Raw genomic sequence first — 14,786 nt, 5'->3', positions numbered from 1 at the left:
TCCCGGAGCCAGTCCTTGATGTCCATCCGCCGTTTGCCGCCCGTGCTCGTCGACCGTATCGCCGCTGGCGAGGTGGTGGAGCGTCCGGCCGCGGTGGTGAAGGAACTGGTGGAAAATGCGCTCGATGCCGGGGCCACCACCATAGAGGTGGTGATTGACGGCGGCGGGCGGCGTCTGGTGCGGGTCAGCGATAATGGCCGGGGCATGGGGCCGGATGATCTGAGCCTTTGCGTGGAGCGCCATGCCACCTCCAAGCTGCCGCATGAGGATCTTCTGGCCATTTCCACGCTCGGCTTCCGGGGGGAGGCGCTGCCATCGATCGGCGCGGTGGCGCACCTGTCCATTGCCAGCCGTCCCTCCGGTGCGCGCCATGCCTTCGAGGTGCGGGTGGATGGAGGCATCATCACCCCGCCGCGCCCCGCCGCCTTGGCCGAGGGCACGCGGGTGGAGGTGCGGGACCTGTTCTACGCCACCCCGGCCCGCCTCAAATTCCTGAAATCCGACCGGGCGGAAACCACGGCCGCGGTGGATATCGTCCGCCGTCTTGCGCTGGCGCGTCCCGATGTGTCCTTCACGCTGGTGGCCGAGGGCAAGGCGCCGGTGACATGGCCAGTGCGCAGCATGGATGGGGAAGGGCGCAAGGCGCGCCTTGCCGATGTGCTGGGGGCTGAGGCCGGGCGCAATGTGGTGGAGATTGATGGCCTGCGTGAAGGCGTGCGGCTGGAGGGGCTTGCGGGCCTGCCGAGCTTCTCCAAGGCCAATTCGCTCAGCCAGTATCTGTTCGTCAATGGTCGCCCGGTGCGGGACAAGCTGCTGATGGGAGCGGTGCGCGCGGCCTATGCCGATCTTCTGCCCTCGGACCGCTTCCCCGTTCTGGCGCTGTTCTTTACGCTCGATCCGCGTGAGGTGGATGTGAATGTCCACCCGGCCAAGACCGAGGTGCGGTTTCGTGATGGCGGCAATGTGCGCGCGCTGGTGGTGCGCACGGTGGGCGATACGCTGGCGGCCCGCGTGCCGCGCACCGCTGGCACGATAGCCGAGCGTCTGGTGTCACTGGCCCGTGCGCCGGAGCTGGATGTCCTCGCCCGGCCCGCCTTCGCACCTTCCGCTGGCGCGACGGGCTGGTCTGGTGCTCCGCAACAGGCGGTTCCGGCGGGCGGCTATGACTGGCGCACCTCCCCGGCGCGCCCCCTTGCCGTGCCGGATGGGGTGGCGGAGGCTGGTGTCAGCGCCCCCTTGCCGGATGAGGCCATGCCTTTTGCCCGCATTTCGGGCGTGGACGGGCAGGGGGCTTTCGATATTGCCCCGCCTTCCGCGGATGCGCGTGCCGATGCCGCCCCCCTGAATGCGGCGGATCTTGATCGTCCGCTCGGCGCTGCCCGCGCGCAACTGCATGAAACCTATATCGTGGCCCAGACCCGGGAGGGAATGGTGCTGGTGGACCAGCATGCCGCTCATGAACGCCTCGTCTATGAGCGGCTCAAGGCCGGGCTGGATCGTGATGGCATCACCCGTCAGGGGCTGCTGATTCCCGCTGTCGTGGAGCTGGACCCGGCCGAGGCAGGACGACTGGTGGAAAAGGCTCAGGAGCTTGAGACACTGGGGCTCGTCATCGAGGGGTTCGGGCATGGCGCGGTTCTGGTGCGCGAGGTGCCGGCCCTGCTGAAGGATGCCGATGTCACGCGCCTGGTGCGGGACCTGGCCGAGCATGCGGCCGAATGGGATGATGCCCTGCCACTGGAGCGTCGCCTGCTGCATGTGGCCGCCACCATGGCCTGCCATGGCTCCGTGCGTGCGGGCCGCCGCCTGCGTGTGGAGGAGATGAACGCCTTGTTGCGGGAAATGGAGGCAACGCCCAATTCAGGCGAGTGCAATCACGGCCGCCCCACCTTCATCACTCTTTCCCTCAAGGATGTGGAGAAGCTGTTCGCCCGGCGCTGAGGGCGCGGGCAAGGCTTTTCCCGTCTGCAATGAAACGCCGTCTCGCGCGGAAGGCCCCCGCGAGGCGGCTTTGTCGTGGCCTGTTCAGTTCACCATCAGCGTGATGGCGATGGCATTCACCAGATCGATGAAGAAGGCCGAAACCAGAGGCAGGATGATGAAGGCCATGGGCGCGGCGCCATGGCGGCGGGTCACCGCGGTCATGTTGGCGATGGCCGTGGGGGTTGCGCCAAGGCTGATGCCGGTGAAACCGGAGGCGAGCACGGCGGCCTGATAATCCTTGCCCATCGCGGGGAACACCACGAACAGGATATAGACCACGGCCACCAGTGTCTGGATACCCAGAATGATGAGGATGGACAGGCCCAGCCCGTTCAGCGCCCACAGCTTCATGGACATCAGCGACATGGGCAGGAAGATGTTCAGCGAAAGCTCGGAGATCAGCGCCAGCTCGGTCGTGCGGGCCGGCCAGGACAGGCGCGGCAGGATGCGCGGCACGGTATTGGTGAGGGCGATGGCCACCAGCAGACACACCACGAAGCGGGGCAGGTTGACGCCGAATTCCTCGATCATCTCATCCAGCGAGTAGCCGATGAGGATGACGATGTTCAGCACCAGAATGGCGCTCATGAACTTGTTGTAGGTCACCTGACCCATGATGCCCTGCCGCTCGTTCTCCGGCAGGCCCATCACGGGCGCCTGCTGCGCATCGTTCTTGAGCTTGTAGCGATTGATGAGCAGGCCCGCCACCGGCCCGCCCAGAAGGCTGGCGAGCACAAGGCCGGTTGTGGCGCTGGCAATGCCGATTTCCAGCGCGCCGGGCAGGCCGAAACGCTGGGAGATGATGGGGGCCCAGGCAATGGTGGTGCCATGGCCGCCCACCAGCGAAATGGAGCCCAGCAGCGGGGCCATGCCATCCGGCAGGCCCAGCGCCGAGGCGGTGCCAAGGGCCACCATGTTCTGGAGCGCCAGATAGACGACAGTGACCACCAGCAGGATCATCAGCGGCTTGCCGCCCCGGATCAAATCGGAAATGCGCGCATTCAGGCCGATGCCGGTGAAGAAATACAGCAGCAGCATGTCGCGGGCGGCCAGATTGAACCGGACCTCCAGGTCCAGCAGGCTGTAGCAGCCAAGGGTGGTGAGGGCCGCCAGAATGCCGCCTGTCACCGCCTCGGGAATATTCCAGCGCCTTAGTGGCGGGCAAATCTGGTTGAGGCCAGCCCCGACAAAAAAGACCACGATCGCGAGAGTGAAGGTAATCAGGCCCGAGAGCTCAACAGTTTCCGGCATTTGCCCCTCGCATGCCCGGCAGCGAGCGATCGTTCGCAACCGGTGAAAGCGCATCGTGTGGTCCTGGCCTGTCAGGCTGTGCCAGGAGTTGGAAATATAAGAGGGGCGCAGCCTGTGCGCCCCTTGCAGCATACCCTCTCACACCCGGAGCGCGCCCCGGACATGCCGGAGAGGAACACCTCTCAGGAATCATCGTGAGTATGCGTGAAACGCTCGGCAAGTGCGAGTGCTACATAAGCCGCTATGAACACAACATTGGCGACAACGAGCCAGCGCACCTGCGCCTCGCTCACATCCGTTTCCAGCCGCATCAGGGCCTTGAGCAGGGCAATGGCGGTGATGGCCATGAGCGTGGCGAACAGCTTGAATTTCAGGCCGGCGAAGCTGATGCCCGTCATCCAGGCCGGCCAGTCATCATCGGGCTGGCGATCCAGCCGGGCCACGAAATTCTCATAGCCCGAGGAAACGACGATCACGATGAGCCCGCCCACAAGGGCCATGTCGATCAGCGTGAGCAGCTTCATGATGACAGCGGTTTCGCTCATGGCTGTCAGGTTGAGGGCGAAATCCCACAACTGCATGAAGAAGGCGATGACCAGCAGCACCATCGCCACCAGCAGGCCGACGAACAGGGGCACCATGGCCCAGCGCCCGAGTATGAGGCTGCGGGCGATGATCCGCCGCAGCCCCTTCAGCCTGCTCCCGGCCTGCGGTGTCATCCTCAGAAGCTCCCCAGCGTGGAGCCCAGCACGATCACCACGCACAATGCCAGAAGGGCACCCACAATGCCGGCCATCACGATATCCAGATAGCCCTCCTTGTGGGTGACGCCGCAGACCGAGAGCAGCGTGACCACCGCGCCATTGTGCGGCAGGCTGTCGAGCGTGCCGGAACCGATGACGGCCACGCGGTGCATCAGCGCCGGGTCCATGCCGATGTCACGGGCGATCTGCATATAGGTGGGGCCCAGCGCATCCAGCGCGATGGTCAGGCCGCCGGAGGCCGAGCCGGTGAGGGCGGCCAGGATATTGGTGGCCACCGCCAGTGACACCAGCGGCCCGCCCTCTATGCCCAGCACCCAGTTGCGCACGTCCTCGAAGGCCGGAAGCGAGGCCACCACCGCCCCGAAGCCGACAAGGCTGGCCACCGAGAGAATGGGCAGAACAGAGGCGTTCGCCCCGGCTGTCATGGTGGCGCGCAGCTTGGGCACGCTGCGGAAATTCACGATGATGACGGTGATGATGGCCGCCAGCAGCGCCACGATCACCGACCACACCCCGCCCACGGCCGAGAGGTTCACCCCGCCCCATTCCGGAAGGGCCAGAAAGCCGGTGTCCATGCGGGGCAGGATGAGGAAGGACATCAGCAGATTGACGATGATGACCACGACGATGGGCAGGGCAGCCAGAATGATGGGCGGGCCGGTAGGGGCTTCCTCGCTGCGCTCGATTTCGGCCGGATCGAAGGTGCCGGCGGTGGTGGCCCGTTCCCGCACGATGGGATCATCCACCGCCACCTCAACCGATTCCGTATCCGGGGCGGTGAAGGCGCCGAAGCCCTCGCCGCGGGCGCGGGCCTTCTTCTCCCGCGATGTCAGCCACCACAGGCCGAAGACCAGCATCACCGCCGAGGCGATGATGCCAAGGCCGGGCGCGGCAAAGGGGGTGGTGCCGAAGAAGGGCATGGGAATGGCGTTCTGGATGGAGGGGGTGCCGGGCATGGCCGACATGGTGAAGGTGGACGTGCCCAGCGCAATGGCCGCCGGCATCAGGCGGCGCGGCACGCCGGCGGCGCGGAACAGCGCGATGCCCATGGGCGCGAGCACGAAGAAGGCGACGAACAGGCTGACGCCGCCATAGGTCACGATCGCCCCCGCCAGCACCACGGCCAGAATGGCGCGCTTTGCCCCGAGGGTCCGGGTCATGTGATCGGCGATCGAGGTGACGGAGCCTGAATCCTCCATCAGCTTGCCGAAAATGGCCCCGAGCAGGAACAGCGGGAAGAACTGGGCGACGAAATCCGCCGCATTGGGCATGAAGGTCTGGGTCCAGCTCGCCAGCAGCGGCATGCCGGCAAAGGCCGCCGCCAGCAGCGCGGCGACAGGGGCAAGGATGAGGATGCTGGAGCCCCGGAAGGCGAGATAGATGAGAACGGCCAGGCCGACCAGAATGCCGATGAACCCCATGGCTCAGATCCCTTCCAGCATCATGTCGAGATCGATGGAGGATTCGACGCCGAGCTTGTGGCCATCCTGATCCAGAAAGTCCTGCGCCGCCTTGCGCCCCTCATCCCTGAGCATGCTCAGGAACTCCCACTCGACATTGAGCTTGGAGGAGTAGCCCAGATTGGCCATCAGCCGGTTGGGCACCATATGCATGCGCATCTTGGCCCATTGCGCGCCTTCCGAATTGCCCGGGTCCACCACCCGCCGCAGCAGGGCGATCATGCGCAGTTCCTTCAGCAGCACGGAATTGAACGAAACCTCATTGAGGCGGTTCATGATCTCCGCCGCCGTGCGCGGAATGCCGGGACGTTCCACCGGATTGATGGGAATGAGGATGGTGTCATCCGAATCCAGCTCGCGTACCAGCGGGGTCATGGTGGGGTTGCCGGAATAGCCGCCATCCCAATAGGGGTCGCCATCAATCTCGATGGCCTGGAACATGGTGGGCAGGCAGGCGGAGGCCAGCAGCACATCGGCGCTGATATCGGCATTGCGGAACACCCGCCCGCGCCCGGTGCGCACATTGGTGGCGGTGATGAAGATCCTGACCGGGGAGGTCTTCAGCCGCTCGAAATCGATATTCTGCTCCAGAATGCTGCGCAGCGGGTTGAAGTTCACCGGGTTCAGGTCATAGGGCGAGAACAGGCGGCTCATCATGTCCATGCTGATGAACATGGGTGAGGTGTCGATGGTCCAGCGGCCCAGAAGCCGGTCCAGCGGGCTGCGCTGGAAGGGGCTCATGCGCCCGGCATTGGCCACGGCCTTCCAGTAGCGATCCAGCGCATCGCGCGCGCCCTGGCGTCCATTGGCCGCGAAACCATCGGCCAGAACCGCGGCATTCATCGCCCCGGCCGAGGTGCCGGAGATGCCGGCCAGCTCCAGCCACTCCTCTTCCAGCAGCCGGTCCAGCACACCCCATGTGAAGGCGCCATGGGCACCACCGCCCTGCAAGGCGAGATCGACGAGAAGAGGAGAGCGCGTCATCGGTCCTGTCTCCAGTTGTGGCGGCCCGCAAAGGGCAAAACCGTCATTCGCGATGGTGCGCGCCGCGCTTTCCGCGGGGCCTGCACCCTGTGGTTCCCTGCGGGAGGCCACATGTGCGCTGGCCACCCGCTCTCCCGTTCCCCGCCGTTCAGACGACGGCCGCGTCTGCGGATGTCTCCGGCATGTCCGCCGTGGCATTGTCATGCTCCGGCCCGGTCTGTGGCCCGAACCAGGTGACATACAGCGCCGGCAGGAAGATGAGGGTGAGGACCGTGCCCACCAGCAAGCCGCCCATGATGGCAAAGGCCATCGGTCCCCAGAAGACGGTGGGCGCTATCGGGATCATGCCCAGAACGGTGGAAACGGCGGTGAGCATGATGGGGCGGAAGCGGCTGGATGAGGCCTGGACCACCGCATCCCACACGTTCTTGCCCGCCCGCCTGTCCGCCTCGATCTGGCCGATGAGGATGACGGCGTTCTTGGTGATCATGCCGATCAGCGCCAGCACGCCGAGAATGGCGACAAAGCCCAGCGGCCGCCCGGAGAGCAGCAGCGCCGCCACCACGCCGATCAGCCCCAGAGGCGCCACGGAGAGCACGATGATGAGGCGCTGGAAGCTTTTCAGCTCGAACATCAGCACGGTGAGCATCAGCAGCAGCATGATGGGCACGACAGCCATGACCGAGGCGAGCGAGGTCGCGCTTTCCTCCGCCGTTCCACCCACTTCGATCGAATAGCCGGCAGGAAGGCTCTTGCTCAGGGCCTCGATTTTCGGCTCCAGTTCCTCCACCACTGTTTCCGGCAGCACGCCGGGCCCCACATCCGCCTGCACGGTGAGGGTGGGCACCCGGTTGCGCCGCCAGATGGCGGGGTAGTCCTGCTCAAAGGCGAAGGTCGCGATCTGGCTCAGCGGCACGGTGCGGCCATTGGGCAGGGAGACCTGAAGATTGGGCAGGGTGGCGAGGGAGACGCGCTCCTCATTCGTTGCCCGCGCCACCACATTCACCAGATAGATATGATCCCGCACCTGCGTGACCGGCGTGCCGGAGAGCACCGTGTTCAGCACGGTTGCAAGCTGGGCGGTGGAAAGGCCCAGCAGGCGGGCCTCGTCCTGGTCCACATCGATGCGGATCTGCCGGGCGGGCTCGACCCAGTCGAAATTCACCTTCTCCGCCTTGGGATTGGAGGCAACCACCGCTCCCAGATCCAGCGCGATGGCGCGGACCTTCTCGATATCCGGCCCGGACACACGATATTGTATGGGCCAGCCCACGGGCGGGCCCAGCTCAAGCGGCGAGATGCGGGAAACAAGCTGGGGAAACTCCTCCGCCAGCGCCTTTTCCAGCCGCTTCTGCAACCGGTCGCGCGCGGCGACATCGGTGGCGACAATCACCGTCTGGGTGAAGAAATCATTGGGAAGCTGGACATCGAGCGGCAGATAGAAGCGGATGGCCCCGCGCCCCACATAGGTGCTCCAGCGCTCCACATCCGGGTCATCCTGCAACAGGGCGTCGAAGGCTTCGGCCACCTTCTGGCTGGCATGGATGGAGGCATTTTGCGGGCTGGCCAGATCCACCAGCAGTTCCGGCCTGTCGGACGAGGGGAAGAACTGGCGGGGAATGAGCGGCAGCGCCAGAACCGAGGCCACGAACAGGGCAAGCGTCACAGCCAGTGTGAGCCAGCGCAGTTTCAGGCAGGCAATGAGGAAGGCGCGATACAGCCCCATCACTCCTTTGGGCGGGGCATTCGGGTCTGGCACACTGCCCTGCGGGGGCGCGCGCAGGATCAGCACCTGAAGCAGCGGGGCGAACAGCACCGCCACGAGCCAGGAGGCGATGAGCGCAATCGCCACCACGGCGAACAGGGTGAAGGTATATTCGCCCGCGGAGCTGGCCGCGAACCCCACCGGCACGAAGCCGGCCACCGTCACCAGCGTGCCGGCCAGCATGGCCGTGGCATAGGCCTTGAAGGCGAAGGAGGCGGCCTTGTCCTTCGGGTCTCCGGCGGCAAGGCGGGTGAGGGTGGCATCCGTGGTGGTCATCGCATCATCCACCATCAGCGCCAGCGCGATGATGAGGGCGCCCAGAGAGATGCGCTGCATGTCGATGCCGGAGATCTGCATCATGGCGAACACCACCGCCAGCGTCAGCGGAATGGCCAGCGCGACGATGGCCCCGGCCCGCACCCCCAGCGCAATGAAGGACACCACGAGAATGATGGCGACCGCCTGCCACAGGCTTTCCATGAAATCGGCAATGGCGTTTTCCACCGTCACCGCCTGATCGGCCACAAGCTGGGCCTCGATGCCGATGGGCAGATTGGCGATGATGCGGTTCATCGCCCGGTCTATCTCCTTGCCCATGGCCAGAATGTCGCCGCCCTCCTGCATGGCGATGGCCAGGCCGATGGCCGGTTCACCATTTACCCGGAACATGGGCTGGGGCGGGTCCGCCAGCGCGCGGCGGATGGTGGCGATATCGGCAAGGCGGATGAGGCGGCCATCCACCACGAAGTTCACATTGGCGATGTCGGCTTCGGAATCAAAGGCGCCCGACACGCGCACGGCCAGGTTTTCCGCCCCCGTGCGGATCTCGCCGGAAGGGCGCACGACATTCTGCGTGGCCAGGGCATTGAGCACCGCGGCGCGGTCTATGCCGAGGCTTGCCAGTTCCTGCATCGAGAACTCGATGAAGATCCGCTCTTCCTGCGCCCCCAGAATCTCGATTTTCGAGACATCGGGCACATGCAGCAGTTCGGATCGGACATCCTCCACATAATCGCGCAGTTCGCGATGGGTGAAGCCATCGGCCGTAAAGCCATAGATGATGCCGAAGGTGTCGCCGAACTCATCATTGAAGAAGGGGCCGACAATGCCCTGCGGCAGGGTGTGGCGCATGTCGCTCACGCTCTTGCGCACATGGTACCAGATGTCCGGCACATCGGCGGCGGGGGCCGAGCCTTTCAGCTGCACGAAAATGGTGGTGGTGCCGGGGCGGGTAAAGCTTTCCAGATAGTCGAGCTGCGGCGTTTCCTGCAGGGTGCGCTCAAGGCGCTCGCTCACCTGCTGGAAGGTGTCCTCCAGCGTCGCGCCCGGCCAGTTGGCCTGCACCACCATGGTCTTGATGACAAAGCTGGGATCTTCCGCCCGGCCCAGATTCCGGAAGGCCATCACCCCGGCAATGACCGAAATGGCCATGAGATAGATGACGATGGAGCGATGCCGCAGCGCCCATGCGGAAAGGTTGAAGCCGCCTTTCGCCGCGCCGCTCACCGCGATGCTCCCAGCAGGCGGACCTTCTGGCCCGGATGCAGCGCCTGTACGCCAGCTGTCACCACAATCTCCTGCGGCTTCACCCCATCCGCCAGCGCGACCGAGGTGGGGGTGAAGCGCAGCACCTCCACATTGCGCAGGTTCACGGTGTTGTTCGCCGGGTCCACCACCCATATGGCGGGCTGGCCATTCAGCCGGGTGAGGGCGGAGGCGGGCACTTCGATCGCCTTGTCATTCTCCACCGCCGCATGGCCGACAACGGTGGAGCCAAGGCGCATGGCTTCAGGCGGATTGATGAGGCTCACCCGCACCGGGAAGGTCCGGGTGACAGGATCGGCCTGCGGAGAAATCTCCCGCACACGGCCAGTGGCGGTGACGGACGGGTCCGAGGCGAGGGCGATGGTGATCTGCGGGTCTGCCGGAAGGCTGGCCAGCAGGGCGGCAGGCACCTCGAACACCCCATCGCGCCCATCCTGCCGGGCAACCGTGATGATCGGCTGGCCGGGCTGCACCACTTCGCCGGCCTCTGCATGGCGGGTGGTGACGATGCTGGCGGAATCTGCCCGCAATTCGGTGAAGTCCAGCCGGTCGCGCGCCATCTTCAGCCGCGCCTGTGCATCTTCCACCTGCGAGCGGGCCGCCAGAAAGGCGCGCTCGGCCTGTTCATATTGCGCACGCGGGGTAAAGCCGCGGTTCAGCAGCTCACGCTGGCGTTCATACTGGTTGCGGGTCTGGCTCAGGCTGGCCTGTGCGGCGGAAAGGGCAGCCTGTGCCGAGCGCAGGGCATTTTGCTCATCCTGCGGGTCAAGGCGCGCCAGAACCTGCCCGGGCTCTACCTGGTCTCCCACATTCACAAGGCGTTCGATGATGCGCCCGCCAATGCGAAAGCCGTAGGAAGCCTCATTTCGCGCCTCGACCTGCCCGGTCAGCTGCACGATCTCCGCCGCCGGGCGGAGGGTGGCCACCGTGGTGCGGACCGGGCGGGGCTCAGGCGTCCGCGCCTCTTCCTTTTCGCCACAGGCGGCAAGGGTGAGGGCGGCCAGAAGCAGGGATGCAAACAAAAGAAGAGGAGTGCCCGCCCATCTGTGACGCCCTGTAACAGATTCCGCCATCTGCCCATCCTTCATTTGCGCGGTCGCGCTGCGGTTTCCTTCCACCTTCACCCGGAGGGGCAACGCATCCTCGCGCCTGCCCTGTACACACAAACCTTCAGTGCGCCGCATTGGAACCGGCCGGCACTGTCTTGCTGCCTCAGCTCAGCATATATCCAGAATTAGATATATTCGTCACAAGGCGAAGAACGAGACTTCCTTTGCACTGTACTGAACTTCACCCCCGGAGGAAGAGAAAAGTGCGAGTCTTCGCCACGCTTTTCATCGGCAGATGAAGGTATGTACGGAGGGGTAAGGCCGTGACCACTGGTGAGCTGGCTTTGGACGCGTATCCTTCGGCCGGGATGCGGGCCGGGGCGCGCCGCTCCGCTGTGCGTGCGGGCCTGTGGCTCTCCTGCAATAGGGCGGCGGGCTTCAAGGCCGGGATGATGCGCGGCGTGAAGCTGCCCCGGCCTTTTTGCCGGCTGTGACATCTGCCGTGCGGAGTTTTTCCAATTCCTTGTAATGATGGGACTAATGTCCCAATCCTGCCCCATGGTGCGGCAGGCGCGAACGGGTGAAAGCCGGGTGGGGCGAAGAGCAATATTCCACTTAAGCATATATTGACTCCCCTCAACTTTAGGCGTTGATGCCCCGCATCTGGTATTTTGGTCGGACCAAGTTTGAGCCGTTCCAGAGACCAGTTCATTCAATGGGGGGATGAGCCGGCAGTCAGCTCGGATGAAAGCGCTTCTAAAAGCCTGATCATCAGGCAACCTTGTTCTGAATGGGTGTTTCCTGATGGCGACACCCCAATAATCAGGCGCTTCACGGGGTTCGATGTCGGTATGCCAGGTCAGCCACTCTAAAGTGGTCAGACCAGATGTTCCGCGTCTCCAGCAGGAGAGGTGGGGCTTGAGGTTCGTCCCTTCTGTCGATCACGAACCAGCCCGACCGAGCGGAGCGTCGAACATATGACACCCTGGGCACAAATATATGATCCAGCAGGCAATATCTGGCTCTCCAGCCTGGTTGCCCTCATCCCCATCGTCTTCTTCTTTCTGGCTCTGACGGTTCTGCGCCTGAAGGGCTATGTGGCCGGTACATTGACGGTGCTGCTGTCGCTGCTGGTTGCCATATTCTTTTATGGCATGCCGGTTGATCGCGCGCTCGCGGCGGGTGTGTATGGCTTTTTCTATGGTCTGTGGCCCATCGCCTGGATCATCGTGGCGGCCGTGTTCCTCTACAAGATCGCGGTCAAGACCGGCCAGTTCGACATCATCCGCTCATCCATTCTCTCGGTGACGGAAGATCAGCGTCTCCAGATGCTGCTTGTCGGCTTTGCCTTCGGTGCGTTTCTGGAAGGTGCGGCGGGCTTTGGCGCGCCTGTGGCCATCACGGCGGCGCTGCTGGTGGGGCTTGGCTTCAAGCCGCTCTATGCCGCCGGCCTGTGCCTGATCGCCAATACCGCTCCGGTGGCATTTGGCGCCATGGGTATCCCGATCATCGTGGCCGGACAGGTCACCGGCCTCGATCCCTTCGCGATCGGCCAGATGGCGGGGCGCCAGCTTCCGTTCCTGACCATTATCGTGCTGTTCTGGATCATGGCCATCATGGATGGCTGGCGGGGCGTGCGTGAAACATGGCCGGCGGTGCTGGTGGGCGGTGGCGCATTCGCCATCACGCAGTATTTCACCTCCAATTTCATTGGACCGGAGCTGCCGGACATCACCTCCTCCATCGCCTCCCTGGTCTGCCTCACCCTCTTCCTGAAGGTGTGGAAGCCGGCCCATATCTTCCGCTTCGAGCTGAGCGCGGAAGAAAAGGCCAGGGCAGCCTCCGGTGCGGGTGAAGCCGCCCATGCCGGAAACCACACCCTGGGGCAGATCATCCGCGCCTGGTCGCCCTTCATCATCCTGACGGTGATGGTGACGATCTGGAGCATTGCGCCGTTCAAGGCCCTGTTCGCCGCCAATGGCCCGCTGGCCGGCTGGGTGGTTTCCATTCCGGTGCCGTTCCTGCACCAGCTGGTGGAAAAGATGCCGCCGATTGTCGCCGAGCCGACCATGTATGCGGCGGTGTACCGGTTTGACTGGTTCTCTGCCGTCGGCACGTCCATCTTCATCGCCTGTATTCTGACCGTGCTCTATCTGCGCATGCGCCCGGCGGAAGCGGTGAAGACCTTTGGCGAGACGCTGAACGAGCTGAAGATCCCGATCTATGCCATCGGCATGGTGCTGGCCTTCGCCTTCATCGCCAACTATTCGGGCCTCTCCGCCACGCTGGCGCTGGCTCTGGCGCATACCGGCAAGGCCTTCACCTTCTTCTCGCCCTTCCTGGGCTGGCTGGGTGTGTTCCTCACCGGTTCCGATACCTCGTCCAATGCCCTGTTCGGCGCCCTTCAGGCCCAGACGGCGCACCAGATCGGCGTTTCGGATGTGCTGCTGGTGGCGGCCAATACCACGGGCGGCGTGACCGGCAAGATGATCTCGCCCCAGTCCATCGCCATTGCCTGTGCGGCGGTGGGGCTTGCGGGCCGGGAATCGGATCTGTTCCGCTTCACGGTGAAGCACTCGCTGTTCTTCACCGCTCTGGTGGGCATCATCACTACGCTTCAGGCCTATTGGCTGACATGGATGATTCCCTGAGCCGGGAAGCACCATCATGAAAGGCAGGCCCGCCATGTGCGGGCCTGTTTCGTTTCAGCACCCGCCTTACATCCCGGTGCGGGTCTGCCGGGCTGAAACTCACCCGCCGGAGCGGATTTCCGCCCGGTTCCGGCCGGCCGCCTTGGCCGCATAAAGGGCCTTGTCGGCGCGCCGCAACATGTTGTTCAGGCTCTCATCCGTGGCGTGATGAAGGGCGATGCCGGCGGATGCGGTGAGCGGCACGGTCTGCTCATCCACCGTGAAGGGCCTGTTCTGGATATGGGCCAGAATGGTGCGCACCCGTTCAAGGGCGGTATCCTGCTTCATCCCCTCCAGAAGCAGCACGAATTCCTCGCCTCCCGAGCGGGCGGCAAAATCGCAGGGCCGCAGTGTCTCTTTCAGGCATTGGGCAACCTGCACCAGAGCCCTGTCGCCAATATCATGGCCATAGGTGTCGTTGATGGTCTTGAACTTGTCGACATCGAGAATCGCCAGTGCCAGCCCCTTGTGGGCGGAGCTGGCGCGCTGGACCATGTCCTGCCCGCGTTCCATCAGGGCGCGGCGGTTGGGCAGCCTGGTGAGATAATCCGTCGAGGCCGCCTGCTCGAACTTCTGGCGCAGATAATCGGCGCACATCAGCACGAAGGCGGTGGTGCCGGTGATGGGCAGCAGGGTCGTCACAATGGGTGAGACCATGTTCATCCAGCTTGCATTGCCCTCGATGATGAACTCGCCCCCGAAACGGGTGCTGGCATAATAGATGTAGCGGATGAAGCCGAAGGCGATCACCAGGGAAAACAGGAAGATCAGTATCCGGCGGCTGCTGGAATGGTCCTTTGCGCCGGCCTTGTGCAAGATGTCCACGCACATCCACAAGACCACCACCGTGGCGGCGGAGGCGGCCGTCAGGCGAATGCCGAAATGGGGATAGACGGCCGAGAAAAGGAAGATGAAAACAACGGTGAGAAGGGTTGGCAGGTTTTGCCAGCTTTTCGGGGGCAGGGCATAGAAATGCTGAAGGGCGCGCAGATAGCAGGTGGTGCCGTAAACCAGAAGGCCATTCACCAGGGTCAGCTGAAGGGGGCGGTAAATATCGAGCGTGAAGGAAAGGACAGCGCAGCCCAGCGCGATGAAGACCGTTCCCATTTGCCAGCTGATCGCCGCCGGGCGCAGGCGCTGAGGCAGATCCCGGTAAATGATGGCAAGCACGATACCATTGGCCAGAATGGCCATGGAGATGGCGGCAAATATAGTCCGTGCTTCCATGCATGAGCCCCGTGAGCCTTGCCCATGTTCTTGACCGACGAGGACAGGATTACAAGTCGAATGAGGAG

At 64.1% G+C, this 14,786-nt stretch carries 9 protein-coding genes; 2 read left to right on the top strand and 7 right to left on the bottom strand.

Translation table 11 applies throughout. The features are described from left to right. Window positions 1–18: 18 nt before the first annotated feature. On the top strand, window positions 19–1,941 hold the full coding sequence (mutL, locus tag ACT6QG_RS12730) for a DNA mismatch repair endonuclease MutL (RefSeq protein WP_444977943.1): 1,923 nt from the start codon (window positions 19–21) through the stop codon (window positions 1,939–1,941). 84 nt (window positions 1,942–2,025) lie between these two features. On the opposite strand, the gene gltS is transcribed toward mutL, so the two are convergent. The 6 genes from gltS to ACT6QG_RS12700 form a co-directional block, all read right to left on the bottom strand. Then, entirely contained in the window at window positions 2,026–3,234 is a 1,209-nt protein-coding gene (gene gltS / locus ACT6QG_RS12725) for a sodium/glutamate symporter (protein WP_444977942.1), read from the bottom strand. Window positions 3,235–3,416: 182 nt separating this feature from the next. Beyond that, window positions 3,417–3,953 carry a YqhA family protein gene (locus ACT6QG_RS12720; protein ID WP_444977941.1) on the bottom strand — a complete coding sequence of 179 codons (537 nt, stop codon included), beginning with the start codon at window positions 3,951–3,953 and terminating at the stop codon, window positions 3,417–3,419. A 2-nt stretch (window positions 3,954–3,955) separates the two neighbouring features. Continuing rightward, the gene (locus ACT6QG_RS12715) at window positions 3,956–5,419 is read right to left on the bottom strand and encodes a GntP family permease (RefSeq protein ID WP_444977940.1); all 1,464 of its coding nucleotides are present in this window, start codon (window positions 5,417–5,419) and stop codon (window positions 3,956–3,958) included. 3 nt (window positions 5,420–5,422) lie between these two features. Further along, on the bottom strand, window positions 5,423–6,442 hold the full coding sequence (locus ACT6QG_RS12710) for a patatin-like phospholipase family protein (RefSeq protein ID WP_444977939.1): 1,020 nt from the start codon (window positions 6,440–6,442) through the stop codon (window positions 5,423–5,425). 148 nt (window positions 6,443–6,590) lie between these two features. Further along, the gene (locus ACT6QG_RS12705; protein WP_444978281.1) at window positions 6,591–9,638 is read right to left on the bottom strand and encodes an efflux RND transporter permease subunit; all 3,048 of its coding nucleotides are present in this window, start codon (window positions 9,636–9,638) and stop codon (window positions 6,591–6,593) included. Window positions 9,639–9,709: 71 nt separating this feature from the next. After that, window positions 9,710–10,825, bottom strand: a complete 1,116-nt coding sequence (locus tag ACT6QG_RS12700; RefSeq protein WP_444977938.1) for an efflux RND transporter periplasmic adaptor subunit — start codon at window positions 10,823–10,825, stop codon at window positions 9,710–9,712. A 953-nt stretch (window positions 10,826–11,778) separates the two neighbouring features. Here ACT6QG_RS12700 and lldP point away from each other — a divergent pair. Continuing rightward, on the top strand, window positions 11,779–13,452 hold the full coding sequence (gene lldP, locus ACT6QG_RS12695) for an L-lactate permease (RefSeq protein ID WP_444977937.1): 1,674 nt from the start codon (window positions 11,779–11,781) through the stop codon (window positions 13,450–13,452). 99 nt (window positions 13,453–13,551) lie between these two features. Here the strand turns inward: lldP and ACT6QG_RS12690 are convergent, their stop codons facing one another. Beyond that, complete coding sequence (locus tag ACT6QG_RS12690; RefSeq protein WP_444977936.1) at window positions 13,552–14,718, bottom strand: GGDEF domain-containing protein; 1,167 nt, start codon at window positions 14,716–14,718, stop codon at window positions 13,552–13,554. Window positions 14,719–14,786: the final 68 nt, after the last annotated feature.

The sequence above is a fragment of the Haloleucobacter ellipsoideus genome (assembly GCF_052491725.1).
Note: the sequence above shows the minus strand (reverse complement) of the source record. Positions and strands in the feature narration are given on the sequence as shown.